We start from the raw sequence: 26717 nt of genomic DNA on the forward strand, positions 1-26717 counted from the left end.
CTACCGAACCCACAAACGCACACTAGTGTTTGAGCTTGCGCCCGACGGAGTCCAACAGTGCATTCCAGTCATCGGTAAAGCTCTTAGCCCCCTGGACCTGCAGCTCATTCGCCAACTCCTCTAAATCCAACCCCGCACTCGTCAGACGGCCAAACAACTCCTGTGATTGTTCCAGGGCGTTGTCTCCTAGGACCGAGGCAACTTGGCCATGATCGTCAAATGCAAGCAACGTCGTCTCTGGGATGGTGTTGACCGTTCCCGGAGCCGCAAGTGCCGAGACATAGAAGGTATCAGGATACGCTGGGTCCTTCGTCGAGGTTGAAGCCCAGAGTACCCTTTGCATGCGATCCGCGCCATTGCAAAGCTTTTGGCAACGCTCTGTCGCTAGTATCTGGAGATGAGCCGCCCAAATACCCTGCATCACTGCTAGCCCTGTTTGCTGGACAAGCTCGGGTGGCAGCTTCGGATTGGCAGCCGAGTCCCACCGAGAGACAAAGACTGACGCGACCGAGGGCACATCAAGGCTCAGGCCCGCTCGTTGGCGCAGCTCAAGACCATCGAGAAAGGCGGTCGCGGCTGCAACATAGTGCTCTACCCCAAAGAGGAGGGTAACGTTCACGCCGATACCATCGGCGATCAGATCACGTATGGCCTGCGCGCCCGCCTCCGTTCCTGGAACCTTGATCAAGACGTTCTCAGTAGCAAAACGACTCCGGAGGCGCCGTGCCCACGAGATCGTCTCTGGCATTGAGTTGGCATACTCAGGGGGGACCTCGATCGATACGAAACCATCCCGACCGCCACTGCGCTCCCAGACCCCATGGAGAAGTTTTGCAGCATCGGTGAGGTCGACGATAGCAAGCTCGTAGACCATCTCTTCTGCATCGAGTACACCCTCTGACTCAAAGTGGTGGAGCGCCTGGTCGTAGTCGTCAGAGTGACCGATAGCATGGGCAAGAATCGATGGGTTTGAAGTGAGGCCCGTCACCCCGACATCAGTGATGTAATGGGCCAAGGTCCCAGAATCAAGCAACTTCCTCGAGATCGAGTCGAGCCAGACGCTCTGGCCCAGAGCCGCTAGTGAACGTACACCTTGCATTATTTACCTCCAAGTATTTCCTGGACCGCAACGGACACCTGAGCCGGGGTGAAGCCAAAGGCCTCCAAAACCTCATCTTTGGGCCCAGAGCCTCCGAAACGATTCATACCAATGACAGCGTCAACAAATTCGTACCAACCAAATGGCGATGCCGCCTCAATGGCGATCCGTGGAACAGCACCGAGCAGTGCGTCACGATCCGCGACCGTACGCCCTCGCAAAAGTTCAAGAGAGGGAACCGATACGACCCCTGCATCAACACCGCTCTCATGGAGTACTTCGGCCGCGCTCAGTGCAAGACTCACCTCTGATCCGGTGGCCACCAACGTCACGTCCGCACCCGCTCGTAAACGATGGCCCGCCAAGGATGTCATGTCAATCGTCTTGGTTCCAGACAGCACTGGCAGTCCCTGACGGGAGAGGACGAGGGCAGTAGGACCGTCATCTCTACCAAGCGCAAACGCGACACTCGCCGCCGTCTCCCGAGCATCGGCGGGCCGCAGTACCACAATTCCGGGCATGGCACGAAGCCCTGCCAACTGTTCGACCGGTTGATGCGTTGTCCCATCCTCACCAAGGGCGATGGAGTCATGGGTAAAGATGAAGAGGGTGTGGAGCTCCATGATCGAGGAGAGCCGTAGGGCCGGCTTGAGGTAGTCGGAGAAGACAAAGAAGGTACTCGCGAAGGGAAGAAATCCACCATGGGCACCAATCCCATTGGTGATAGCAGCCATCGCATGTTCGCGAACACCGAAATAGATATCCCTCCCCGCATAGGTCGGCCAAGTGACTTGGGTATCGAGTCGAGTCTCGGTGGAACTCTCGACGTCCGCTGCCCCTCCGACAATCTCAGGAGTCACCAAAGCTGCGGCACGTAGCGCCTGCCCAAGCGCAACACGAGTAGAGATGGAGGCTCCATCATCAAAGGAGGGCCACTCGAATGGAACTTTGCCTAACTCGCCGTCGAGTACGCGACGCTTGAACTCTGACCAACGAAGCGGATCAACCACGGCGGCCTCTTCACACGCCCGCGTCCAAGCACGATACCCAGAGTCTCGATCCGGACGCCACTTGGCATAGGCCTCATCAGGCACCACAAAGGGTGGATGCACCCATTGCAGCTGTTCGCGGGTCGACAACAACGCTTCGGCACCGAGGGCAGCACCATGAGAGCGATGATCATCATGGAACGGACTCCCTATGCCGATATGGGAGTTCATGATCACCAAGGTGGGCTGACCACGAGTTTGCATCGCCATCTGCAGCGTCGCATCCACTTGCGCAAAATTATCGACATCAGTGATACGCAGGATGCGGAATCCGTAGGCCAAATACCGCGCGGCGACCTCCTCGTTGAAGGAGAGCTCACTCGGCCCATCGAGTGTGACGGCGTTGGAATCATAGAGGATCGTCAACTTCTCAAGGCGTAGATGCCCGGCGAGTGATGCGGCCTCCGATGCGATGCCCTCCATCATATCGCCATCGCCGCAGAGCACCCAGGTCCGATGATTCACAACCGGTGCTTGCGCCACATTGAACTGCTCGGCAGCCATGCGCTCGGCCAGGGCCAGCCCAACCGCGTTAGCAACACCTTGGCCAAGTGGACCGGTGGTAACCTCCACGCCTGGGGTCATCCCTCGTTCGGGATGGCCTGGGCAACGCGAAGGGTAACGGCGAAACTGCTGTAGGTCCTCCAGCGTAAGATCGTAACCATTGAGATGCAACGCGCCATAGAGCAGCATCGACGCGTGTCCACCGGACAGGACAAACCGATCCCGATCCGCCCAATCCGGCTGTGCTGGATCGTGACGGAGAAACTGCGTAAAGAGTCGATAGATAACGGGTGCCATTGCGAGTGGGGTTCCTGGGTGACCGGAGTTCGCACGCTCAACGGCATCAACGGCTAAGAAGCGCAGAGCGTTCGATGCGACGTCGAAGATGTCCGGCGAACGCAACCCTCCAAAATCCTGCTTGTGATCGGTCATGTAGGTCGTCCTCTCATATGTCGGTAGCGTGCAATTAAATCGGCCGTCGACGCGTCCAAGGCGTCAAGCGCTGGAGCGGTAGCGGAGGTAAGGATCGGAGCGAGCTCCGAGGCGAGCTCCTTGCCGAGTTCGACACCCCACTGGTCGAAGGAGTCGATGCCCCAGATCACTCCCTGAGTAAACACACTGTGTTCGTAGAGCGCGATCAGCGCACCGAGAACTTCTGGTGTCAAACGCTGCGCGAAGATCGTAGTAGTCGGGCGATTGCCAGGCATGCGCCTCGGGGGACGTAGTTGCGCGGGTACTCCTAGCTTCTCCAGCTCCGCATCGTCGCGCCCGAAAGCGAGCGCCCTCGTCTGCGCAATGCCATTTGCAAAGAGCAGATCCTGTTGCGCGTTAGGACCGCCAAGGGGTTCTGCAAAGAGAATGAAATCTGCGGGAATCAGCACCGTTCCCTGGTGGAGAAGCTGATAAAAGGCATGTTGCCCGTCAGTACCTGGTTCACCCCAATACACCGCGCCCGTGTCATAGTCAACCGTTGCCCCGTCGATGCGAACCGACTTGCCATTGGACTCCATCGTGAGCTGCTGAAGATAGGCGGGGAACCTCGACAATCGTTGGCTATACGGGAGGATGGCCTGCGATTGTGCGCCCAGGAAGTTGCGGTACCAGACCGCTAACAACCCAAGTAATACTGGACCGTTCTCTGACAACGGAGTCTCTCTCAGATGCAGATCGATACTCGCAAACCCACGCAGAAACGATCGAAAACGTTCTGGACCAATCGCGAGCATGATAGTCAAACCAACCGCCGAATCGACAGAGTAGCGCCCACCGATAAAGTCCCAGAATCCGAACATATTATCGGTGTCGATACCAAACTCGGCGACGAGCTCTCCATTCGTGGACACCGCTACAAAGTGCTTGGCGACCGCATCTTCATGCTCACCCAACGCTTGCAGGATCCATTGGCGTGCAGCCTTTGCATTCGTCAGCGTCTCAAGAGTTCCAAAGGTCTTCGAAACGACGACAAACAAGGTGGTCGCGGGGTCGCAACGCTGGAAGACCTCTTCGATAGCGATGGGATCGATGTTGGAGACGAAATACATGTCGCGGCTTTTATCGCTGAAGTCATAGAGCGCCTTCGTGACCATCGCAGGACCTAAATCCGAGCCACCGATGCCAATATTGACGATAGCCGAGAACGGTTTTCCCGTACAACCCACCCGTTGGTTGTTCCGCACGGTGCGCGCAAACTGCTCCATCCGCGCGAGTACCTTCTCAACCGCAACCGCTACCTCGATACCGTCGATGGGGCCCGACAACGTCGCCCCGTTACGCAAGGCAGTGTGGAGCACAGCACGATCCTCGGAGACATTGATACGCTCACCAGTCAGCATGGCGGTGATCGCCTCTGGCAGGCACCTCGCCCTTGCCAGGTTCTCAAGGAGGGAAAGCGTCTCTTGTTGAATCAGGTTCTTCGACAGGTCGATGTGCAACGGTCCCACCTCGAAGGTGCTCCACCCGAGGCGGTCGGAATCCTCGGCGAAGAGGCGACCGAGATTGGTCTGTTGCAGCTGTTTGGCATGCGCTGCCAGGGCTTTCCACTCAGGAAGTTGATTAGGCGAAACTCCTACCACCGGATACGGCACAGTCTCCTCCGATCCATTCTCTCTACCATCCTAACCATGATGCGTTGATCCGCCGACCTCAGAGATGGTCACGAGAAGCCGACGTGCAAACTTACCTTCAAAGAGTCGACACTTGCGGCGTAGTGCATACCGCTCCGCACTGAGATCACTATTGGCTTGTAGATCGAGCTCGACGGCGGCCGCACTGATACTGCACTGGAGATCTGTGACCAGCTGCTGATGTGATCGGTCGAGCGCATCGGCGAGGCGAAGGAGTGCAGCACTGAATTGGATCTCGTCCAAGTCAGAAGGATCAAGATCCGAAGGTGCCTCCACCTCTCCTTTGGTATGCGAACCGATAATAGCTCCAATTACCGCGATCTCACGTCGGCTAAATCCTCTGGGAGGTGACGCCATGATGAGATATTGCCCATGTCGATCGTGTTGATCACGGTTGATAAAGGCACCAATGTCGTGGAGTTGAGCGGCGACCCCAAGACGCTCGCGCGCCTCAGGCGCGAGGCCATGCAGTGGCGAAAGTTCATCGAATAAGCGAAGTGCAAACCTTGCCACGAAGGCGGCGTGACGACCATCCACACGATAGCGCAGCATGAGCTCTCGTACCGAATCAGCCCTGAGCTCTGCGGAGTTGATGGCGAAGGCAAAGTGCTCTTGGCTCTGCGCCTCGTGCAATACGATACCCTCTCGTAGCGCCCAGGAACACAGCCATACTTCATCGAGCGCCGTGACACGGAGCACCTGTCCGAGAATGATCGCGCCATAGCCCACCGTCGCTGCTCGACGCTCATCCACTCCCTTTAGCGTCGATCGTTCACTCTCAGGCGTGGACAAAATCAACTCCACTGCCTGTTCAAGGGCCGATCGCCCAACAGCCCTGGCCAACAGTCCATCGTCGCGGTCGTCGTGCTCGCTATCGAGTGCTAGTGCGAGTCGCCCGATGGCGTTCATCGTCCCACTGGTCAGGACTAAACGGGTGGGAAGGTAACCGGTCATGGTCGCGAGCGGCTCCCCAAGCTCCCGTGCTACATAGTCCCTGATCGCAGCTTGGTGCTCATCGTGAAACTTTGCTCGAAGACGACCAACACCAAGCCGCAGACTCCTCGCAGCGATTAACTGCCGTTGATCCCCGAGCATAAGCTCGAGACTGCCTCCCCCAAGATCCGCGCCAAGAACCGGTCGTGAACCGAGATGACACGCAGCACGAATCGCATCAAAGATCAGCGTCGCCTCTTCGTGTCCGCTGATGACCTGCACCTTGACTCGGGTGCGTGCCCAGATCGCATCGATCAGCTCCTGGGCATTTTCGGCATCCCGGAAGGATGCTGTTGCCTTTGCGACGATGACTTGGGCACCAAAGCTCTCACTAATAGCGTGGAACTGGGCCACGGTCCGAACTGCCGCGCTGATCGCTTCATCACTGAAGCTACCGTCACGATAGACATGCTCACCTAGTCGAAGCATCTCCTTTTCCTTGGCAACCGGCTCGAGGGTCAGATCTGGCCGTACCCGGAAAACGGCCAGATGAAAGGAGTTCGACCCCAGATCCATGGCAGCGACGACAACCCCATTCATCTCCTTGGTGGGGCTCAGCATCCCTCGTGCGCCGTTCTGCGTGCCGCCCATGGTGGTAACTGGCAATCGACTCCATCAAGCAACTGCACCAATCGACGCCCGAGCTCGGGCCTCGATTGGCTGGGGGATGCAAGGCCCAGAGTGTATTGGGTCTCACCCATGAGTGCAGTGGCGAGCTTTGATTGGGAACTCGGAGGTACCGTCGGGAATAGATGTGCAAACTCGTCGCCCAGCCAGTCGAGGACACTTCGCTCGTGCGCCTCTACCTCGAGTTCGAGAAATGCATACGGTTGTGGAGCCTCGACCGTCACTGCATCAAGGCAGACCTCGAGCTCAACCCCCGACAGGTCGATGACCCAGCGTTCACGGAGTGTCTTGAACCGAGCGATCTCAACCAGCTGGTCAGCAACCCCAACACCACGGAGTGCCACCACCAATACCGGCGGCATCACATCCCAGGACCCATCTATCTCAAACTCCGCTGCCTCGCTAACGCCACGTTGATCGGGCAACGCCCCAACTTTGATAGTCCACCGTGCGGGAGTTTGCCCCTGACGACCACGAGCACGGAGCCCCACCTGGCCGAGTGCCAACGCATGGTCGCGGCTATCGAGATACCGTGACGTTAGCTGCTCGGGGTCGCTGTGGGAGAGTTGTTGACCCCCCAGGGCAATAATCGCCCTCACCATCTCCAAACCCACCTCGTGGTCTTGCGGGCGGCGCTTGAGTTCGCGTTCACGAGCCATGAACCACCGCCTCCTCTGGGCGAGTACCATTGAGGATCAACTGGGAGGAGATTCCACGAATGGGGGGTAATCGCTGCCAACCTCCTTGAGCATCGAGGGTCCAGGCATTGGTGTCATCCTGCCACTCAAGGGCGAGCATCGATATGACGCGCCGACGGAGTGCGGAGTCCTCCAAAGGAAACAGGACTTCGACACGTCGATCGAGGTTGCGCTGCATGAGATCGCTGGAACCCACCAGCACCTCTGAACGCACATCCTCGGGGTCTCCAAAGACAAACACTCGCGAATGTTCCAAGAACTCGCCCACGATAGAGCGGATAACGATGTTCTCGGATAAGCCCGGCTCCCCAGGTTTGAGAGCGCAGATACCTCGCACGAGCCCCCGGACCTCCACGCCAGCCTGCGACGCTCGGTAGAGGGCCTCGATCACACCCGGATCGACGAGTCCATTCACTTTGAAAGTGACAAACCCCTCATCTCCTCGGGCCGTCTCTCGCTCGATCAATTCAGTGATACGCGCCCGTAGCGCCATCGGCGCTAGAACCAGCTTCTCAAGATGTGACGGTCGCGAGAACCCAGTGAGATAGTTGAACACCTCCCCGAGGTCGTGCCCTATCTCCTCATCGACGGTAAAGAGCCCGAGATCCTCATAACTTCTCGCCGTTTTGGCGTTGTAGTTGCCGGTGCCAAGATGGCAATAGCGCATCAAGGTACCATTCTCCCGTCGAATGACCATGATCGCCTTACAATGCGTCTTCAGGCCGACGACCCCATAGACGACGTGAACACCAGCATCCTCGAGCTTGCGTGCCCAGCCGATATTGGCTAATTCGTCGAAGCGTGCCTTGACCTCCACAATCACGACGACCTGTTTGCCACTCTCGGCCGCATCGATCAACGATCCCACAATCGCGGAATCTCCGGAGGTTCGGTATAAGGTCTGCTTGATCGCCAAGACATCTGGATCCGTGGCGGCGGCAGACACGAAGGCTTCGACGGTAGACGAGAAACTGTCGTAGGGGTGATGGACGAGCACGTCATTACTCTTGAGCGCCGCAAAAAGGTCCGTCGGTTCCCCGTCGAGATGGGAGAAGGGTGGCGGCGTACGACCCGCTGCCCTTGGCCCGCGCTCTCCTTCGAGGCCAAGGTCGTAGATCTCAAACAGACAACGCATGTCAAGCGGCATTCTGGTGGAGTAGACATCGTCGCGGTGTAACTCCAATTCGTCGATCAAAAGGGACTGAATGGCCGGCGATGCATCGGCTGCCACCTCAAGACGGACGGCGCGTCCAAAGCGTCGACGGCGTAACTCGGTCTCGACAAGGGCCAGCAGATCATCAGCTTCGCCCTCCTCAAGGACGAGGTCTGTGTTTCGAGTCACGCGAAACAGCGCACTCTCACCTATCTCCATCCCCGGAAACAACAGCCCAGCAAAGGTCTGGATCAGGTCTTCGATGAGGACAAAGGAGCCACTGCCGATCGGATAGAGTCGTGGAAAGTTCGTCGGCACTTTGATCCGTGCAAACCTCTCCTCATGATCTGCGGAGTCGCGCACCGCAACCGCCAAGTTGAGCGAGAGATTCGAGATGTAGGGGAAGGGGTGGGAGGGGTCAACCGAGAGAGGGGTCAGCACTGGGTACAGCTCCGCCTCAAAATTACGGCGAAGGCGCTCTTTGGTTGATCCAGGGAGCGACCGCACCCGCTCGATCTGCACCCCTAGCTCAGCCAAGCGAGGCACGAGCTGGTTCTCATAGCTCTCTTCGGCACCCTCAAGGATGGGAATGAGCCGTGTCCGTATGGCACGCAACTGCTCACGGGCCGTTAAACCATCGGTCGAGCGGATCGTAAAAGGGGAGACGAGTTGATCCTTCAGCCCAGCCACACGAACCTGGAAAAACTCGTCAAGACCGGATCCAAAGATAGCGAAAAACTTCGCCCTTGCCAAGGCACCAAGATGCTCGTCCGCCGCGAGCTCGAGCACCCTTGCGCCAAACTCGAGCCAGGAGAGTTCGCGATTGAAGTACCGTGATGATGCCTGAGAAGTACGACGTGACTCAGGTTCATAGGGAACCTCAAAGGATTGGGACATCTCACTCCTCACGTTCGCGCAGCCGCCAGGCTATAGTCTAAAGCGTGAAAACAAATGAGCAGGTGGGGATCCGCACACGCGGTTATGAACGGCGTCGGCGTGAGCTCGAACTCGTCATCGTCGCTGACCTGATCACCATCTTTGCATGGGTGCTGGGCTACTTCGGGCTCCACCCCAATGGGCATATCACCCTCGCCCAGCCCTGGCTCGCGATCGTCGTCTTGGCGCCCCTTGGTGCCCACGTCACCAATCGTTACTTCGCCTCCAACGCCGATACCATCCTTTTGCCCATCGCAGCGCTCCTTAACGGTCTTGGCTTTGTGATGATCGGGGTGCTCGATACCCAGGAGGCCCACCTGCAGGCTATCTGGACCTTGGTGTCCGTATTGGCCTATGTGGGTACCATCGTGTTGGTGCGCAACCCTGATTCGCTCGACCGCTACCGCTATCTACTCGCTATCGCGGGTATCGGCCTTCTGTTCAGCCCCCTTATTCCCGGGATTGGTGAAGACATCGGCGGAGAACGGCTTTGGGTTCACTTTGGTAGCCTCAGTTTCCAACCTGTCGAGATCGGCAAGCTCCTCCTGGCCATCTTCCTCTCTTCACTCATCGTTGAAAAGAAGGATCTCCTTGCTCGGCTTCGCGGGGGTGGTCTCCGACGTTTTGGCCCCATTGCACTCACCTTCGGCATTGCACTCGCGATCATGGCAGCGGAAAAAGATGTCGGCTTTGCGCTGCTCATTTTCGTCACCTTCGTACTGGTCATGTGGATCGGCACGGGCAACCGTACCTACCTCTTTTTTGGAGCCATCACCTTCGTTTTTGGACTCATCGTGGGCGGTGCGCTCTTGCCGCAGGTGCACCAGCGGATCACGGTTTGGCTCGATCCCTGGAAATACGCCGCAACGACTGGTTATCAGCTGATTCAGGCTCAATACGCCTTCGGGATCGGCGGACTCAGCGGTACTGGTCTCGGGCTAAGCCACCCGACCGTACCAGTAGCCACCTCGGACTTCATTTTTGCCGCCTTTGGCCAGGAGCTCGGCCTTCTTGGCACCAGCGCGATCATCATCTCGTTCCTCCTTCTCACCGGTGCTGGAATCCGGATAGCGCTACGAGCAAACGGTGAGTTCAGCTCCCTGCTCGCCATGACCTTGACGGTGATTCTCGCCCTGCAGACCTTCTTCATCCTGGCTGGTGTCATTCGCGTACTACCGCTCACCGGTATGACCCTTCCCTTCCTGGCCTATGGAGGATCATCGCTCTTGGCCAATTATGTCCTTCTTGGTGTGCTGATGCGGGTATCCCATCGCTCCAACCAACACGCCGATCCACGAGAGGCGCAGCCGAACCACCCATGAACTACGACCGTAGATCCAACTGCGACCATCGGTTCTCGTCACCTACTGGGGGGCCCAGCAACCGATCCTGACTTGCGCGCACGATGAAACCGAATATTACCCCACGCCTCGATCAAGTATCTCGATGGTAGTACGATAATAAGACATGCGAACCTGCCGACAAGGTGACGGGTGGAACTTGTCGCTCTACGAAACCCACCCCGATAGGCTCCTCTAACCCGATGGGTACCGAACTTGTGATCATTATTGTGTTGGCGGTCGTGCTCGTCGCGGGCGTTGGCTATGGTCTGCAACGTAGCGCTAATGGGCGCCATCTCCAACGCAACAACCAACTCCAACAGCTCCTCGCACAGGCGAGCCAGCTGATCCATGATAGCCCTGACGAGGCCCAGTTTCTCCAAAAGGTTTGTGGGCTCATCTGCCAAATGCCTCCCGTACGTCTCGCCTGGATCGGGCGTCCAGACGGTAACGGGACGGTTCGTCCGATCGCCAGCTGTGGAGATGTCTCCTATCTGAGTAAGGTTCAGGTCTCAATCCGTGGGGATTCCCCAGCAGGCCAAGGACCAGTCGGCCACGCGTGGCGAAGTGGCACTGCCCTCTATGACGACCATGCATTGCGCAATCCAGACTACGAACCATGGCGGAGCGCTGCAAAGGCGCACCAGCTCGTTGGTGTCCACGCACTCCCTATCCGCTGTCAAGGTGAGCTTGACGCTATCCTGGTCGTCTACTTTGGACGCAAACCCATCCTCGACTACGACGAGCGACTGCTCCTCGAGCGCCTGGCCAACGACCTCGCCACCGGCATCACCAAGATTCGTGAGCACCAACATAACCATCGATTGGCAGCGGCACTCGCACAGATCTCGGAAGCCGTCTTCATTGTCGACCTGGACGGTCGCATCACGTGGTTTAACGACGGACTGGTGGATTTATTCGCCATGAACCGCGAGGAGATCCACGGCTCACATCCCACGATACTTCTTGGAGATCCACACTTTGATCAACTGCTTGAGCAATCCAAGCATCTCGCGGAGGATGAGGAGCTGCCGGACTGGGAGATTCTCCAACAGACTGCTGTTGGTGTCACGCGTTGGGTGCACGTCTCAGCAACACCCCTGGTCGACGATCTGCACACGATCTCTGGAGTTGTGGTAGTCGAGATTGACCTCACCGATGAGCGAGCAGCGGTCGACGCAGAACGTCGTCTGCTCGCTATCCTCGATGATACCTCCGATGGCGTCGGCATCACCGATCGCAACGGAAGAATCATCTATCTCAACAACGGCGGTCGACAGCTGGTCGGACTGGACGTTGACACGCCAGCTGAGGGTCGGCATTTCTTCGAACTGATCGGTGACACCGTCGGGCAGGAACACTTTAGCATCGCCGTGCAACGGGCCGCAGAACTCGGGCGATGGGAGGGAGAACTCAGCATCAAAAGACCTGATGGGGTGCAAGTCCCCCTCTCGATGGTGCTGATGGTCCATCGAAACACGGCGGGTCACGTTCAGTACATCTCCGCCATCGCCAGGAATATGGTTGACCAGAAGTTGCGTGAGAGTGAGTTGAGCTATCTCGCCGATCATGATGCCCTCACCGGCCTCCCCAATCGCCGCGTACTCAACGCAAGCCTTGATGCCGCTATTGTACTGGCGCGACAGACGGGGCACCATTTCGCGGTTGGCGTGATCGACCTCGACGACTTCAAGCCAGTCAACGATCGCCTCGGACACCATGCCGGCGATGAACTGCTTGTCGGACTCGCAAAACGTCTCCGACACCTCATCCGTGAAGGCGACACCATCATCCGGTTGGGTGGGGACGAGTTTCTCGTGATTCTGAACGCGCTCGACCCCTCCCAGGGCGGGAACGATCTCGAAATCGTCCTAGAACGCATGCACGAAGCCGTCGTCACTCCCTTTGTGCTCGGCCAAGACCATCAAGTAACAGTGGACATGAGCATTGGTATCGCCACATTTCCCGACACCTCAACCGAACCTGATGCGCTGATGCGTGAAGCCGATGCCGCACTGTACATCGCCAAGCAACGCAAACGCCATCGCAGCCGCTGGTGGAGGCTCGCATCCGATCCAGAGATCGAAGCCGAAGAGCTCCAACCAGTAGCGTTGACCTCCTCTGCCTATGGAGTTGAGGCAGGAATGATGCTCGCAGCACTCGTCTCCGAGACCCCAGAGCTGGTGACCAATGCCGTGACGGCTTTCTATGGAGCGGTGGAGGCATCCCCCCTCGGCGCAAGCATTCTCGCTCACTTGAGCGAGAGCGAGTACCGTGTACTCAAGCATCACCAGGCCGCTCATCTCGAATCGCTGCTCGACGGCAACCTCGAGAAACGCGCTCTTGAGCATCAAGCGGAACAGGTTGGCACCGCCCACGCCCTCGCCGGATTACTCGCTGCGGACCTAGTCGACTCCGTCAACAGCTATCGAAGTGCGCTCACCGAACAGATCAACCGTTTGCCCATCAATCCTCGTGTAATCAAGGACATCGTTGGAATCATCAATCGCAGAGTCGACGACGATATTGCTGCGCAGTTACGGGCGTTGTCCGCCACGACCGATACCTACTTTAATATTTTTGCTCAGCCACTCCCTGGGGTCGACGGACTATGGATCGACAGCATCCAGGCGGAACTCGACATGGTCGGACAGCTACCTGGGATCGCCGCCATCGGTCTCGCCCGCCAGGGCGGTGGCGATAGCCTCCTGATCGAAGCATACGCAGGCCGAGGAGGACAACGACTCGCCGAGCAGATGAACAGCCCCGGTGCACAGGTCGCCATCGACCCTCACCACCGTAATGGTCAGATGCTGTGTTCACGGGCCTGGCGTGACGCGCGCATCTTGGTAACCGATCGTATCGCCGACGACACTATCTACGGCTCGTGGCCTTCGAACGAGGGCGTAGCACTCCGTTCCGCAGTAGCTATCCCCATCCAGAATGTCGAAGGTCGACCCGTCGCTCTCCTGCTGTTGACCGGTAACTATCCAGGACAGTTTTCATCGGCGTGGATGGATCGCTTTAACAGGAATCTCAAGCAGCGCTGGGAGAACCTGTTGTATCGAATCGCAACCCCGGACAATGTGCTGGCAAGACAGCAGGCTATCGGCTATCGAGGCTTGTTGTTGTCTGGCGGTTTGCGGATGTTCGTTCAGCCCATTGTTGATCTCAATACAGGCCAGCCTGTCAAGGTCGAAGGACTCGCTCGGCTGGTAGAACCCGATGGCAACATCATAGCGCCCGACAGATTTCTCAGTATTCTTGGTGCGGGTGAACGCTATCATCTGTTCCGGATGGGCCTCGAGCTCCTCTTTGCGGCTGAACGACAGTGGCGCGCGTCTGGATTACTGATCGATCTCACGATTAATGTGGATGCAGCCACATTGAACTACCCTGAGCTCCCTTCTTGGCTCGCCACGACGCTCATGAAGTGGGATTTTCCTCCTCATCGACTCGTGCTTGAACTCCTCGAAACCGACCGCCAGCACCTGATGCCTGACTCCAAGCGCCTTGGAGAGCTGCTGAACCTTGGGGTCCAACTGGCGATCGACGACATGGGATCAGGTTACTCCAACTGGTTACGGCTCGTAGAGATTCCGGCCACCCTCATCAAAATCGACCATCATTTCACGGCACGGCTGGAGACACACCCCACACGGGTGCTCAACCTCCTTGGAACCCTCATCCTCACTGCCACCGACGCTGGCCAAAAGGTCGTCGTTGAGGGCATCGAAGACCCGGTCCTTGCTGAGGTTGCGGCCCGCCTTGGAGCTGACTTTGGCCAGGGATATGGTATCGCCAAACCGATGCCCACCGACCAGCTCATCCACTGGTCACGCTCCTACCACCACGAACATTCCAGCCACGAACTGCGCTCCCTCCTCGGAGCCATGGCCTACCACTGGGCATTTGTGCACAGTCCAATGCATTACAACAGAGGACCGCTGGCAAACTGCCTACTCACTGGTTACTTTGTAGCTCACGATCTCGATACCAGCGAAGGTGCTGATCTGCACCGGGCACTGCATGCTCATGCGACGCCGCCGGCCGACCTCGTCAATGCCTTGACCCGATGGTTTGAACGGGAATGCAGCCCGAACGGTAGCAGCCGCAACGTTCTAGCCAAGCCGACACCATCGCCATCACCAGGCGATGACTGGGCTTGGATGATCTAGCGTCACCTGGCACAGACAGCTAAAGCGAGTAACGTTTGTGTCATGAACCCGTGTCATGTTCATCCGTCGATCTCGATCGCAGTGGTACCCTTTTTGCTCTCCCGCCAACAACCTCACGTACTGCTCAGCCGATCCTCCACAAGCCTCTCGCTGCTACGCATTGGTGTTGGGGAGCTCGATGTCACGCTCACGCACTACGCCGACCGCTTCCTAGGGCGCACGCTAGGCCTGACCATCTCGCCCCTCACCCAGTGTGGTGCGGACCAAGATCTCAGCCAACACCCACCAGCGATCGACATCTGCTATTACGGCTTCACCACCAGTCAATTCATCAACGGTGACGACCTGGTTTGGACGCCCCTCTATCATCTCCTCCCCGAGGAGGACCATCGTCACGCCGAGACCAGACTGGACGAAGCCTCCGACAGGATCAACCAGGGTGGCGGAGTCGCCAGCAGCGAGGTCTCCCGATACGATCTCGGCCTCATCGCCACGGCCCTGGCGGCGATTCGCCACTCCCTGGATCGGCGACCCGTGATCGAGGAGATCGAACCGGAAGCCTTCACACTCTCCTACCTGCAGCATCGCACCGAGATGCTGCTCGGAGTACGCCTTCATACCCAGAATTTTCGCCGCAAATTACTCGACTCCGGCTACCTCGAACCGATCGACATCGCCGTCAATCAGACGCTTGGAAGACCGGCTCTTCTCTATCGCGTTCGTAAGCACCAGGGGTAGCTACCCGCGCGACGGTCGTTAGACTAATGCTCATCATGAGTATAATTGCACCACCGGAGGATATGACGGCGTATCGGGAGCAACTTTCCGAGCTGCTTGAAGAGCAAAATGCCATCATTCTCGCCCACAACTATCAACCAACTTGGATCAAGGAGCTCGCGGACTTCACTGGCGACTCCCTCTACCTTTCACAGAGAGCGCGTGATACTGATGCCACCACCATCATCTTCGCTGGGGTGCGCTTCATGGCGGAGACCGCCAAAATCCTCTCACCCGACAAGGGTGTCTTCTTGCCGGCCGAGGATGCCGAATGTTCCCTTGCTGACTCCATCACCTCCGCAGAACTGATCGAGTGGAAGCGTCGCTACCCAGGGGCCATCGTCGTGGCCTACGTCAATACTTCGGCTGCCGTCAAGGCCCTTGCCGACGTCTGCTGCACCTCCGCTAACGCCGTTGAGATTGTTGGCTCAATTCCTCCGGATCGCGAGGTACTCTTCTTACCGGATCAGTTTCTCGGCGCCTACGTACAACGGGTGACTGGCCACCCGGGAATGCATATCTGGATGGGAGAATGCCATGTCCACGCAGACATCACCCCCCAACATTTGGCCGACAAGATGGCGCAGAATCCTCTCGCCACCCTGATGATCCATCCAGAGTGTGGCTGTACCACTCCCGCACTCTATCAACTCGCCGACGCCAGCGGCGGGCCCACCTCCCAGCGGGTACGCATCCTCTCCACCAACCAGATGATCGAGGAGGCCAAACGCTCCACGGCCACCCATGTCCTCGTCGCTACGGAGATCGGCATCATGTCCGACCTCATCAATGCCAACCCCGCGGTGCGCTTCGAGGCGGTCAATCCTCGGGCACGTTGCCCCTACATGAACCGCGTCACCCCCGAGCGCCTGGTCGAGACGCTGCGAGATCGCATCGGCGAGGTTCACGTCGACCAAGAGATCGCGGCCCAGGCACGATTAGCTGTTGAACGGATGGTCGATCCGGGGTTACGCGCATGGGGTTAATGATGCAGATGACGCCGAGTCACGACCTCTCCTTCGATGCGGTCGTGGTCGGTGCCGGTATCGCTGGCCTCACCGTTGCGCTATCGTTACCATCGACATTGAGCATCGCCATCGTCAGCCGAAGCTTTACCATGACCTCCAGCCACTGGGCGAAAGGGGGCATGGCTGCAGCTCGAGGCGCCGATGACGACCCCGCCGAACATCTTTACGATACCATCGCGGCGGGAGGTGCATTAAATGACCCCGAGCGCGTCGCCCTTCTCGTTAACGAGGCACCAAACGCCATCGAGTTTCTTCAGCATCAAGGTGTCGCCTTTGAGACGCAGCCTGAGCGCGAAGCTGGGCACGGACGACCGAGAATCTGGCACGCCGATGGTGATGCAACCGGTGCCGCCATCATGAGCGCCCTCGGGACACGCCTACGGGCCACTCGCAACGTGACGCTGATCGATGGCACGATGGTCGAACTCATCAATGACGATAACGGCGTGATTGGCATCATGATCGGCCACCAGAACGCCTTGACGCTCCTGCGTTCACCTCGCATCGTGTTAGCCTCTGGCGGCGCTACCGGACTTTGGGGTGATCACACCTCTCCCAACGCCAACCTTGGCATCGGAATTGTGAGTGCTTATCGAGTGGGGGCGATCGCCACAGATCTCGAATTCACGCAGTTCCATCCGACCGCCATCGCGTTGTCGGAATCTCCACTTTCGCTAGCGACAGAGGCGCTCCGCGGAGCAGGAGCCTGGATTGTCGATGAGGAGGGCAAGCGCTTTCTCTTTGCGAGCGATCCCGCCGGAGAGCTCGCCACCAGAGACAAAGTGGCTCGTGCCATGTATCGCCATGGCGGTCAGGCCTACCTGGATGCTCGGCCAATCGGAAGGGAAGCACTAGAGAAGCGCTTCCCAACTTTTGTGCGTGAGGCTCGACAACAGGGCCACGATCCGATGGCCGCAGGCCCAGTACCGATACGGCCAGCAGCACACTACACCATTGGTGGGGTGGTGACTGACTCATGGGGTGAGTCCAATATTCCTGGGTTATACGCGATCGGCGAATGCGCTAGTAGTGGGGTCCATGGCGCAAATCGCCTCGCATCGAACTCCCTACTCGAGGGAGTGGTCTTTGGTCGACGCGCGGCTCGCCACCTTGTCGATACTCCGAACCCAGTATCTCCAACCCACTTCCCACGCTCCACCAACCTACCAACCACGGCGCCATCACGCATTACTCTCGCTCGTATCGTCGACGACGCTCTCGGCATCGAACGCAACGCGGTGGCGATCGAACGTGCCCTCGAAGCGCTCACCGACGTGACCACCTGTGAGATGGATCCCTTCAGTGCCCATGAACTCATTCAGGCATCGCAGCTTGTCTCGATGATGCTCATCGCCGCCAGAGAGCGCCACGGCACCATCGGTGCACACACACGTGCCGATGAACAGGTCGAGGATCCCCATTATCGCCTCACCTTCGCCATGGGGTCCGCTCCTCGTCGAGAGGCTCGGGTATGGTGAAGCCCTCTCCCATCATCGACCCCCCCATCATCGATCTGGCCATCATCGACCTGGCCCTGGATGAGGATCTCGTTGCACCGGTCACCGCCACCGAGGGGATCCACCCTCTCCGTGGGGCCGATGGTGTCGCACCGACATGGCAACCACTCCCGCATGCAACCGCAGGAGATCTCACCGGCTCACTCGTAGCGCACCAGGTAGTAGCTCTGGCTCTACGCGCCCGCGCTCATGGTGTTTTCGTCGGACAAACGGTGGCCTCGGTGGTACTAGGCCGGGTGGCAGAACGCCTGGGTACCCCAGCCCCGACCTACGATGCCGTCGTTGCTGATGGGACGATGGTGGAACCCGGTGCGACACTCGCCTGGCTACGTGGTGATCTGCAGACGGTCTTGGCAGCAGAACGGACGATGCTGAATCTACTCTGCCATCTTTCGGGCGTAGCGACCACCACGCGGAGCTACGTCGACACCATCGCAGGGACGAAGGCGGTGATACGTGATACCCGCAAAACGACCCCGGGATTACGTAGTCTGGAGAAGTATGCGGTTCGTTGCGGGGGTGGCAGCAACCATCGCCTCGGCCTCTGGGACGCCATTCTTATCAAAGATAACCATCTCGCCTTCGCGCCCATGGAGGAGCTCGTGACCCGCGCCCGGCTATCTCATCCGAATCGACCACTCGAAGTCGAGGTCGATAACCTCACGCAACTACACCAGGCCCTCGATCTTGGGGTCGATCTGATTCTTCTCGACAACATGGAACTTGGAATGATCGCTGAGGCGGTACAGATCAGTCGAGGTCGTTGTCGACTCGAGGTCTCCGGCGGCGTGGGGATCGATCGCCTACGAGCGATCGCCGAAACCGGGGTGGATTATATTGCGGTCGGAGCGCTCACCCACTCCACACCTATTCTTGATCTTGGTCTGGATTATCTGGATGCGTAGGCGCAGGGGAATCAGACGACGGCGTAGGCTCTAGAGCGTTTCGCTCCTCTACCGGTGCAGCGCCGTCTGCGCCCTCTACCTCGGACCTCTCGGCAACAAGCGCGGGTGACACAAGGATGGGTGCTGGCACCGGTTGTAGGAGTGCCAACATGATCGCATCAGATGGTCGAGCACTGAACAGGCGCGTACGCCCATCCTGGCTTGAGAGTGCCAAGATCGCATGTACATTGCCATCGATGACGGATTCAAGCGCTACGTAACTGACGCCCATCCCATATGAGGCCAGGATGTCCTGCATGAGTTCGGTCGTCATCGGTCTCGGTGCTCGTTCCTTGGCGACAATGAGGGAGAGCTGACGAGCCTGTTCGATCGAGATGGGGATCTCAAACTCCACGAGCGAGGTATCGTCCGGGAGCAGTGTGATACGCGCAAAAGGCTCCGGCAGGTCAACTCCCACCCGCACCATCCTGCAGGGCACGAAGCCGGCAAGGTTGAAGCTATCAGGATTTAGTACGGGCACGCTGGGCCCCTACATTGAGTGCCAAACCCACCATCGCGAGAAAGGCGAGCATCGCCGAACCGCCGTAGCTGATCAACGGCAAGGGGATGCCTGTAATGGGCATAATCCCTATGGTCATGCCCACGTTTTGGAAAACCGAATAGCCGATCCAGGCCAAGCCACCGGCCACGATCAACGTCCCCGTGATGTCCTTTGCCCAGCGCATTGCGCTCCACATTCGCCATATCAGTATCGCGTACCCTGCCAAGAGAGCGGCGCATCCAACGAAACCAAGTTGTTCTCCAATTGCGGTAAAGATAAAATCGGTCTGCTGTTCGGGCACAAAGGCCAGAGTGGTCTGTGACCCATTAAACAAGCCAACTCCAAAGATATGTCCGGAGCCAATGGCAATCTTGGATTGGGCGAGGTTATATCCGAAGGTCGATGCATCTGCCTTCGGGTTGAGAAAGGATAACAAGCGGTGCAGCTGATAGCTCTTGAGGAAACCCACATGAAGGACTGCAACCACTCCAACGACACCCACCACCACGAGTGCGAGCAGATAGCGTGCTGGGACACCCGCCATCACCAGCATCAGCGCCGTAATGATGCCGATGACGATCCCGGTGCCAAGATCAGGTTGCTTGATCACCAACACCATTGGGATGCCTCCCATCAGGAGGATGGTGATCACCGCGCGGAGATCGATGGGATCATCTCGATTCGCGACGTAGGCGGCAACTCCGAATATGACTCCGATCGGCGCGAACTCAGAGGGCTGTATCTGAATCGGACCGAGTTGGAACCATCGCTGCGATCCGAGTTGTGAGGTACCGATCGGCGATAGCACAGCAAGCAGCCCGAGAAGGCTAGCGCCGTAGATGATGTAAGCCAGATGCGCGATCCGTTGGTAATCGACCAACGCGAGGACCACCATCACCACCGCACCGAGGAGGAAGTAAATCGCCTGACGTTCGAAGTAGTAATGGCCCGAGATGCCCGCATGAACGAGTTGTTCCTTGGTAGCGGAGTAGATCATGATGACGCCAAAGGCTCCGATCCCTAACGCCACGATCGCCAACAACAGATCGATCCGGCTCAGTTCGCGCCAGAGACTCGTCTTGCGACGGACAGCCATCTGGGTCATGACAGACCCAGCAGCCTTTCAAGGGCAGACCGGGCCATCACGCTCTGCCCTGCCTCAGCTTGAAACCGTACTAGCGCGGTGGCGATCCAGTCAGATAGTTTGAGTGTCTCAGTGCGGATTCGCACGCCGCCAACCACATGATCGACCCGACTCGATTGGACCTTGCCGTCCTTGTCACGTTCTATGATAAATCGTTCAGCACCAACATCGAAGTAGTCGGTACGTTGCTTACGCTTCGTCTCAGTATGCAGCCGGTCCTTGAACAGCTCCAATACCCGCTCAAGACCCACCGTCTCTAACGCCTGTGCCTCCGCAGCCAGCTTGAACAAGTCTGAGGAATCCACCAGACCGTCAGCCGCATCGCCAAAGGCGTCACCTGATTCTTGACCATTCTCTGCTACCATGATAGGTAATAGAGTAATAGCTCTAGCCATCATCACTTTAGGGTTAAGGAGATCCTTTCATGAGCATGTTCAAGCGCGTCTCTCAGGTCTTCCAACAGAAGTCAAATGCACTCCTTGACAAGGTTGAGGACCCAACGCAGGCCATCGACCTCAGCTACGAGAAGATGCAGGAGAATCTCCAGCAGGTTCGCAGGTCGATCGCCGATGTTCTCACCTCGCAAAAACGCCTCGAGGCGCAACGAGCACAGCTGCAGGCCCAATACGACAAACTGCAGGGTCAGGCACGGCAGGCTCTTCAGCAAGGGCAGGAGGATGTCGCGAAGATGGCTCTCCAACGAGCCACCGCCATCCAGCCCCAGATCGACTCTCTCACCCCACAGATCAACCAACTCGCCCAGCAAGAGAGTGCGCTCGAGGAGACCGGTCGAACACTGAACTCCAAGATCGAGGCCTTTCGCGCGCAGCGTGACACCATGAAGGCCCAATACACCGCTGCCAAGGCATCCTCTTCGGCGCTTGAGAACCTCACCGGACTCTCAGATCAGATGACAGACGTCAACATGATGATGGATCGCGCCCAAGATAAGATCTCGCAGATGCAGTCGCGGGCTGCAGCCGTCGGCGAGCTAGCGAACTCCGGCGTGCTCGACTCCCCGTCACTTGGCGGACATGGCGATGATATCGAAGCAGCTCTCGCTCAGAAGTCCTCTGCAAATGACGTAGATCTGCAACTTGCCGCAATGAAAGCAGAGCTCAACGGCCCAGCTCAGCCAGCGAGTCTTGGGGCACCGACGAACACGAGCGACACCAAGGAGCTCCATGCAGCGGACACAACTACCACCGACGCAGCAGCTAGCCCAGCACCGGTGGCCGGTGACTCCTTTGTGGTTCGGGTACTCGGCCAGAACCGTTTCCGCATTCCGAACTCCATTCGACCAGCCCTCGATGGGCTCGACGCAGCGTTGGAGATGGCGGTTGACAAGAACGACGCTGAATCTTTTGCACAACTGGTCAAGCAGCTTGGGCTTCTCGTCTCAACCAACGGCACAGCCTTGGAGGAGACGGACACCACCAAGGCCGACATCGTCCTGCCAAGTCCAGATATGACTCTCGACGAAGCGAAGAAACTCTTCTTTGATGCACCAGCTACAATACAAGACGCAACGGCGCCAGACGCAACGGCGCCGACTACTACCGGCGCTGCCACTAATGGGGCGGGTACCACTGCCGAGGCAACGGAGAGCTGACCTCAGTCTTGTAGTCCGCGACTCGTCGAACCGCGCCAGATTGGTGCGGTGATCTGCTGGTCGGGACGTACCTTAAGTGTGCACCGGCCTGTTCCGCCCTGTTCTCTATGAGTTCTGTTCTCTATGAGAGCAGTCGGCTGAGTTCTTTGATGTCATCGCGCAGTTTTGCCGCCTCCTCAAAACGGAGCTCAGTGGCGCAGGCCTCCATCTCGACGCTCAACGCACTGATGACCTCCTGGAGCTGTTCAGGGGCCAGGTGAGCGTAGCGTTCGCCCACCTTTGACCGTCGCAGTTTGGGGACCCGTGAAGGGGAGTGTTCGTCACCCATAAGGTCTCCGAGGCGCGCTGTTACTGTTGTTGGAGTAATCCCACGAATCTCGTTATAGTGCTCCTGGACTGCACGCCGTCGCGCGGTCTCGGAGATTGCATACTCCATTGATCGCGTCACCTTGTCCCCGTAGAGCAAGACGGTGCCATGACTATTACGCGCCGCACGCCCGATCGTCTGTACCAGCGAGGTCTCGGAGCGCAGAAACCCTTCCTTGTCAGCGTCGAGAATGGCCACCAGCGAGACCTCCGGGAGATCGAGACCCTCCCGCAACAGGTTGATGCCAACAAGCACATCAAACTCCCCAAGGCGAAGATCACGGATCAGTTCAATGCGATCCAGCGTCTCAACATTCGAGTGCAGGTAACGTACGCGTACCCCAAGTCCCTCGAAATAATCCGTCAGGTCCTCGGCCATCTTCTTTGTCAGCGTCGTCACCAAGACGCGCTCGTTGACCTCAACCCTACGATGGATCTCTCTGAGGAGATCGTCAATCTGCCCTTTGGTAGGGCGCACCTCTACAACGGGATCGAGCAGTCCTGTTGGTCGTACAATCTGCTCGACCACCGAAGACGACTGGGAGATCTCGTAAGGCGCAGGCGTCGCAGAAAGGAAGATGGCCTGGTTGATACGCTCATAGAACTCGTCAAAACGTAGTGGACGATTGTCCATCGCCGATGGTAGGCGGAAGCCGTGTTCCACAAGGGTCTCCTTGCGGGAACGGTCACCGGCGTATTGGCCACGGAGCTGGGGCACGGTAACATGACTCTCATCGATGATAAGCAGATAGTCCTGGGGGAAATAATCTAACAGCGTGTAGGGAGGCTGCCCAGCTTTGCGACCGTCGAGATGACGAGAATAGTTCTCGATTCCCGAACAGAATCCGACCTCACCGAGCATCTCCAGATCGAACTCAGTTCGCATCTTGAGACGCTGTGCCTCAAGGAGTTTGCCCTGGTGGTCAAAGTATCCAAGCTGGTCACGGAGTTCATCCTCAATGCCATTCATGGCGACTTTTAGGCGTTCTGGGCTCGCGAGGTAATGAGTAGCGGGAAAAATGACGAACTCGTCCAGATCTTTGACCAGTTCGCCTGTCAGAAGATCTACCTTTGAGATCCTCTCAATCTCGTCGCCAAAGAACTCGATTCTCATGGCGAACTCCTCGTACGCTGGATGAACCTCGACGGTATCCCCACGCAATCGAAACTTGCCTCGCGAAACCTCCACATCATTACGCTCATACTGCATCGCCACCAGCGATCGCGCAATCGTTTGCAGGGAGATACTCTTGCCACACTGGAGCGGAAGAATCTGGCCCTGGTACTCCTCCGGCGACCCCAGGCCGTAGATACATGAGACCGATGCGACGACGACGACGTCCCTTCTTGTCAGCAGAGCCGACGTGGCGGCGTGGCGCAGGCGATCGATCTCATCGTTAATCGACGAATCTTTCTCGATGTAGGTATCGGTCGTTGGGAGATACGCCTCCGGTTGGTAGTAGTCGTAGTACGAGACGAAGTACTCCACCCGATTATGCGGGAAGAAGCCACGAAATTCGTTGGCGAGCTGTGCCGCCAGCGACTTGTTAGGCGCGATGATCAACGTTGGACGCTGTACTGCTTCAATGGTCCATGCGATGGTCGCACTCTTACCCGAACCGGTAATACCTAGGAGGGTCTGGAACCGCTCGCCACGCTTGATTCCCTTCGCAAGCTCTGCAATAGCCTTCGGTTGATCCCCAGCCGGTTCATAGTTTGAGACCACCTGAAATTCTGGCACGCACCCAGCCTAGGCGCGTCATGGCTCAAACGTTCACACAGCCATGTGTCCGACCATCGCTACTCGATCCCTGCAGCCTCCCGACCAGGTCACCGTACGGTCCAGATACTGTTCATGACCGTCACAGCCCCTCCAAGGCCCGGTACCACTGGGGGATCCTGCGCAATCTGACGATTTGTGCACCACCAGCGGTTAAGGTGGTCGGTAGTTGCGCATCGCAACTACCGACTTACACCGCTCATCCCAATGAGCATGCGACCCGACTTGGAGGTTCCATGACAGATCATGCCGTACTTGGAGAAGAGATCGCCTTTCAGGGTGCCAATGCTGAATGGATTGAAGGATTCTACGCTCGTCCATTAGGACGGACCGCGAGAGGTTCTGTGGTGGTCATCCACCATATGCCTGGCTACGATGAGGCGACCAAGGAGATCGCACTTCGTTTTGCCCGTCACGGTTATGGGGCACTGATGCCAAATCTCTACTTTCGCGAGGCACCGACAGCTGCGCCCGATGATGCCGCTGCCATCGCACGCGCGCAGGGTGGGGTGCCTGATGCACGTCTCCTTGGCGATGTAGGAGGTGCACGAGAGTACCTTCTCCATCAACCCGCAGCCAATGGCAAAAGTGCCGTCATCGGCTACTGTTCCGGGGGCCGTCAAGCATTCCTGGCTGGCTGCGAACTTCCCTTCGATGCCGTGGTGGACTGTTACGGTGCGTTCGTCGTCAATCAACCTCCAAGCGAATCACCGATGAAGGTCAGTGCCGTCATCGATCGTGCAAGCAAGCTTACTGGTCCTGTGCTCGGGCTCTTTGGCAATGATGACTCCTATCCTGGCCCCGAGGAGGTCAACGCGCTAGATGCGGAGCTAACCGAGCTCAACAAGCCACATGAATTCCATCGTTACGATGGTGCAGGTCATGCGTTCTTTAACACCGCGGCACCCTCCTACCGACCCGAGGCAGCCAAGGATGCGTGGGGGCATATCTTCCGCTTCTTCGATACCTACCTAGGGGCATGACAGCTATGTGTACCTACACCACGGCCACGCTCGACCTCGTCGGCAACGCAAAGAGTGGCTCCGCTTGGGAACGGGTCAAGACCGTCTCGGTCTATCTCGACCACCCCGTTGCCTTCCCTGCAACCCACTCGCTCAACATCGATCTTTTTGCCGACCAAGATAATCCAAAACGCAGTGCCGCCCTCGAACTCTCTCCACGCTCAGCGAAAGAACTCGCCGAGGCTATTCTCACGATGATTGCACAAGCACCAGAGGGTTTGCTCGACGAGGGTTGATTCGTCACTGTGAGCGCAGGTAGTTCCTAAGCGTAGCTATTATCGGCCGTTTTATAGATTATCTTAACACCAATGCGCGAATAACTTGGTTTTCGTCTAAACTTCCTTGAGTCTTCATAGCAGAAGCACCGGTGGTGCTTGGACCCAAGGATGGTTTAGATGATTCGATCGTTGCTCGCCGTGCCACTCATCACCATGGCGGCCCTCGCTATGGGCCACGCCCCGACCACGCCCCGACCGTCGCGTTCTGCACAACTGGCAGTAGCCAGCGCGCCGAGCTTTGGCACCCGACAGCCCTTCCCCTGGGGCACCTTCGTCGCCTCTACGGCCTCCATTGACGGCACTGTTACAGGGACGATCGCCGTTTCGCACACCATTCAGCGAGCAACGCCGCGCCTATTGAAGGCCAAAACGGTCTGCACCAGCGATTCCTGCGGCGCCACACCTCTGGCATTTGGACTCATGGAACAAGTCCTGCGCATGGATGCAAACCGGTGGGCGCAGCTCACACCCAACACCACGATCCACTCAGTACCCAATGGCGTACAGATCACCGGCACCAATGGTGCCCTCGATATCGTCGATCTCTCTACCCTTCCCGCGAAACCATTTACGGTCTTCATCGACGCCCCTCGCACCGCGACCGTGCTGCTCAACCTCTCTCAACGTGCCACACAGACCATCGATGAGCTGCACGCGACGGTGCTCACTGGCCCGCCAATAGCAAAAGTCCTCTGGAATTTTGCCCAAGCGAGCGCTGTCCGACTCCCCAGAACGTCCTTTCTTGGAAGTGTTCTGGCACCAGAGGCGACGACGATTGGACCAATAGTCATGCGCGGAGACATCCTGACCCACAACCTCACCATGGGTGCACCGACTCCCATGACCGTCCATGACGCCCAAGACGGATTTGATGGTCTCTTGCCCCAGTATCCTGTCACCGAACTCGGGGTAGTTCCCTCAACGGCGTATGGCAGCCAGGGTCCAATGCGCATCACTGCACCGTAGGCCGACAGTTAGCGATTTCATGGTAGTCCATTCCATCGCCTCGCAAGACCGCTAAGCGGCTTGCTCCGGGGCACCTGCAAT

The 26717-nt window shown here is 57.9% G+C and carries 20 protein-coding genes; 10 read left to right on the forward strand and 10 right to left on the reverse strand.

Annotation, left to right across the window (positions count from 1 at the left end; all coding sequences use genetic code 11):
• Positions 1 to 22 precede the first annotated feature (22 nt).
• Genes tal through ppk1 form a run of 6 tightly spaced genes read right to left on the reverse strand, consistent with a single transcriptional unit; the run spans position 23 to position 9143 of the window.
• Positions 23 to 1099, reverse strand: coding sequence for a transaldolase (tal, locus tag M7Q83_RS05335; RefSeq protein WP_298336129.1), 1077 nt, complete (start codon positions 1097 to 1099; stop codon positions 23 to 25).
• A complete protein-coding gene (gene tkt / locus M7Q83_RS05340) occupies positions 1099 to 3084 on the reverse strand; it encodes a transketolase (protein WP_298336131.1) in 1986 nt (661 codons plus the stop codon). The genes tal and tkt overlap by 1 nt, the downstream gene beginning before the upstream one ends.
• The gene (gene pgi, locus M7Q83_RS05345; protein WP_298336133.1) at positions 3081 to 4736 is read right to left on the reverse strand and encodes a glucose-6-phosphate isomerase; all 1656 of its coding nucleotides are present in this window, start codon (positions 4734 to 4736) and stop codon (positions 3081 to 3083) included. Before pgi ends, tkt begins: the two co-directional genes overlap by 4 nt.
• 30 nt (positions 4737 to 4766) lie before the next feature.
• Positions 4767 to 6374 (reverse strand): Ppx/GppA phosphatase family protein, encoded by a 1608-nt coding sequence (locus M7Q83_RS05350; protein WP_298336136.1) that lies wholly within the window; start codon positions 6372 to 6374, stop codon positions 4767 to 4769.
• On the reverse strand, positions 6323 to 7054 hold the full coding sequence (locus M7Q83_RS05355; RefSeq protein WP_298336138.1) for a CYTH domain-containing protein: 732 nt from the start codon (positions 7052 to 7054) through the stop codon (positions 6323 to 6325). The genes M7Q83_RS05350 and M7Q83_RS05355 overlap by 52 nt, the downstream gene beginning before the upstream one ends.
• Positions 7044 to 9143 (reverse strand): polyphosphate kinase 1, encoded by a 2100-nt coding sequence (ppk1, locus tag M7Q83_RS05360; protein WP_298336140.1) that lies wholly within the window; start codon positions 9141 to 9143, stop codon positions 7044 to 7046. Before ppk1 ends, M7Q83_RS05355 begins: the two co-directional genes overlap by 11 nt.
• A gap of 44 nt (positions 9144 to 9187) precedes the next feature.
• Here ppk1 and M7Q83_RS05365 point away from each other — a divergent pair, with 44 nt between their 5' ends.
• The 6 genes from M7Q83_RS05365 (at position 9188) to nadC (ending at position 18927) form a co-directional block, all read left to right on the forward strand.
• Positions 9188 to 10504 (forward strand): FtsW/RodA/SpoVE family cell cycle protein, encoded by a 1317-nt coding sequence (locus M7Q83_RS05365; protein ID WP_298336142.1) that lies wholly within the window; start codon positions 9188 to 9190, stop codon positions 10502 to 10504.
• A gap of 221 nt (positions 10505 to 10725) precedes the next feature.
• The gene (locus tag M7Q83_RS05370) at positions 10726 to 14700 is read left to right on the forward strand and encodes a diguanylate cyclase (protein ID WP_298336144.1); all 3975 of its coding nucleotides are present in this window, start codon (positions 10726 to 10728) and stop codon (positions 14698 to 14700) included.
• Between the two features lie 42 nt (positions 14701 to 14742).
• The gene (locus M7Q83_RS05375) at positions 14743 to 15438 is read left to right on the forward strand and encodes a hypothetical protein (protein ID WP_298336145.1); all 696 of its coding nucleotides are present in this window, start codon (positions 14743 to 14745) and stop codon (positions 15436 to 15438) included.
• A gap of 35 nt (positions 15439 to 15473) precedes the next feature.
• Entirely contained in the window at positions 15474 to 16463 is a 990-nt protein-coding gene (nadA, locus tag M7Q83_RS05380; protein ID WP_298336148.1) for a quinolinate synthase NadA, read from the forward strand.
• Positions 16454 to 17983 (forward strand): FAD-binding protein, encoded by a 1530-nt coding sequence (locus M7Q83_RS05385; RefSeq protein WP_298336149.1) that lies wholly within the window; start codon positions 16454 to 16456, stop codon positions 17981 to 17983. Before nadA ends, M7Q83_RS05385 begins: the two co-directional genes overlap by 10 nt.
• The gene (gene nadC, locus M7Q83_RS05390; protein ID WP_298336151.1) at positions 17977 to 18927 is read left to right on the forward strand and encodes a carboxylating nicotinate-nucleotide diphosphorylase; all 951 of its coding nucleotides are present in this window, start codon (positions 17977 to 17979) and stop codon (positions 18925 to 18927) included. Before M7Q83_RS05385 ends, nadC begins: the two co-directional genes overlap by 7 nt.
• On the opposite strand, the gene M7Q83_RS05395 is transcribed toward nadC, so the two are convergent.
• Genes M7Q83_RS05395 through M7Q83_RS05405 form a run of 3 tightly spaced genes read right to left on the reverse strand, consistent with a single transcriptional unit; the run spans position 18890 to position 21010 of the window.
• Positions 18890 to 19447, reverse strand: a complete 558-nt coding sequence (locus M7Q83_RS05395) for a bifunctional nuclease domain-containing protein (protein WP_298336153.1) — start codon at positions 19445 to 19447, stop codon at positions 18890 to 18892. The two genes, nadC and M7Q83_RS05395, sit on opposite strands and share 38 nt — an antisense overlap.
• Positions 19428 to 20573, reverse strand: coding sequence for a rod shape-determining protein RodA (gene rodA, locus M7Q83_RS05400; RefSeq protein ID WP_298336155.1), 1146 nt, complete (start codon positions 20571 to 20573; stop codon positions 19428 to 19430). Before rodA ends, M7Q83_RS05395 begins: the two co-directional genes overlap by 20 nt.
• Complete coding sequence (locus M7Q83_RS05405; protein WP_298336157.1) at positions 20570 to 21010, reverse strand: hypothetical protein; 441 nt, start codon at positions 21008 to 21010, stop codon at positions 20570 to 20572. Before M7Q83_RS05405 ends, rodA begins: the two co-directional genes overlap by 4 nt.
• Positions 21011 to 21036: 26 nt before the next feature.
• Between M7Q83_RS05405 and M7Q83_RS05410 the strand changes: the two genes are divergently transcribed.
• On the forward strand, positions 21037 to 22224 hold the full coding sequence (locus M7Q83_RS05410) for a PspA/IM30 family protein (RefSeq protein WP_298336159.1): 1188 nt from the start codon (positions 21037 to 21039) through the stop codon (positions 22222 to 22224).
• A 121-nt stretch (positions 22225 to 22345) separates the two neighbouring features.
• Here M7Q83_RS05410 and uvrB read toward each other — a convergent pair whose 3' ends face one another.
• The gene (gene uvrB / locus M7Q83_RS05415; RefSeq protein WP_298336161.1) at positions 22346 to 24331 is read right to left on the reverse strand and encodes an excinuclease ABC subunit UvrB; all 1986 of its coding nucleotides are present in this window, start codon (positions 24329 to 24331) and stop codon (positions 22346 to 22348) included.
• 275 nt (positions 24332 to 24606) lie between these two features.
• On the opposite strand from uvrB, the gene M7Q83_RS05420 reads away from it, so the two are divergent.
• The 3 genes from M7Q83_RS05420 (at position 24607) to M7Q83_RS05430 (ending at position 26636) form a co-directional block, all read left to right on the forward strand.
• Entirely contained in the window at positions 24607 to 25353 is a 747-nt protein-coding gene (locus tag M7Q83_RS05420; protein WP_298336163.1) for a dienelactone hydrolase family protein, read from the forward strand.
• A gap of 5 nt (positions 25354 to 25358) precedes the next feature.
• On the forward strand, positions 25359 to 25628 hold the full coding sequence (locus M7Q83_RS05425) for a DUF6295 family protein (protein WP_298336165.1): 270 nt from the start codon (positions 25359 to 25361) through the stop codon (positions 25626 to 25628).
• 159 nt (positions 25629 to 25787) lie between these two features.
• Positions 25788 to 26636 (forward strand): choice-of-anchor A family protein, encoded by an 849-nt coding sequence (locus M7Q83_RS05430; protein ID WP_298336167.1) that lies wholly within the window; start codon positions 25788 to 25790, stop codon positions 26634 to 26636.
• Positions 26637 to 26717 lie beyond the last annotated feature (81 nt).

Origin of the sequence: Ferrimicrobium sp., from assembly GCF_027364955.1 — a bacterium.
Lineage (GTDB): Bacteria > Actinomycetota > Acidimicrobiia > Acidimicrobiales > Acidimicrobiaceae > Ferrimicrobium.

Bases quoted from the DNA above. Each gene is read 5' to 3' on its own strand.
- M7Q83_RS05385 (WP_298336149.1), top strand. From the start codon at position 16,454: ATGGGGTTAATGATGCAGATGACGCCGAGTCACGACCTCTCCTTCGAT.
- nadA (WP_298336148.1), top strand. From the start codon at position 15,474: ATGAGTATAATTGCACCACCGGAGGATATGACGGCGTATCGGGAGCAA.
- nadC (WP_298336151.1), top strand. From the start codon at position 17,977: ATGGTGAAGCCCTCTCCCATCATCGACCCCCCCATCATCGATCTGGCC.
- M7Q83_RS05370 (WP_298336144.1), top strand. From the start codon at position 10,726: ATGGGTACCGAACTTGTGATCATTATTGTGTTGGCGGTCGTGCTCGTC.
- M7Q83_RS05355 (WP_298336138.1), bottom strand. From the start codon at position 7,054: ATGGCTCGTGAACGCGAACTCAAGCGCCGCCCGCAAGACCACGAGGTG.
- M7Q83_RS05420 (WP_298336163.1), top strand. From the start codon at position 24,607: ATGACAGATCATGCCGTACTTGGAGAAGAGATCGCCTTTCAGGGTGCC.
- M7Q83_RS05375 (WP_298336145.1), top strand. From the start codon at position 14,743: ATGAACCCGTGTCATGTTCATCCGTCGATCTCGATCGCAGTGGTACCC.
- tkt (WP_298336131.1), bottom strand. From the start codon at position 3,084: ATGACCGATCACAAGCAGGATTTTGGAGGGTTGCGTTCGCCGGACATC.
- M7Q83_RS05425 (WP_298336165.1), top strand. From the start codon at position 25,359: ATGTGTACCTACACCACGGCCACGCTCGACCTCGTCGGCAACGCAAAG.
- M7Q83_RS05405 (WP_298336157.1), bottom strand. From the start codon at position 21,010: ATGATGGCTAGAGCTATTACTCTATTACCTATCATGGTAGCAGAGAAT.
- tal (WP_298336129.1), bottom strand. From the start codon at position 1,099: ATGCAAGGTGTACGTTCACTAGCGGCTCTGGGCCAGAGCGTCTGGCTC.
- M7Q83_RS05410 (WP_298336159.1), top strand. From the start codon at position 21,037: ATGAGCATGTTCAAGCGCGTCTCTCAGGTCTTCCAACAGAAGTCAAAT.
- rodA (WP_298336155.1), bottom strand. From the start codon at position 20,573: ATGACCCAGATGGCTGTCCGTCGCAAGACGAGTCTCTGGCGCGAACTG.
- M7Q83_RS05430 (WP_298336167.1), top strand. From the start codon at position 25,788: ATGATTCGATCGTTGCTCGCCGTGCCACTCATCACCATGGCGGCCCTC.
- ppk1 (WP_298336140.1), bottom strand. From the start codon at position 9,143: ATGTCCCAATCCTTTGAGGTTCCCTATGAACCTGAGTCACGTCGTACT.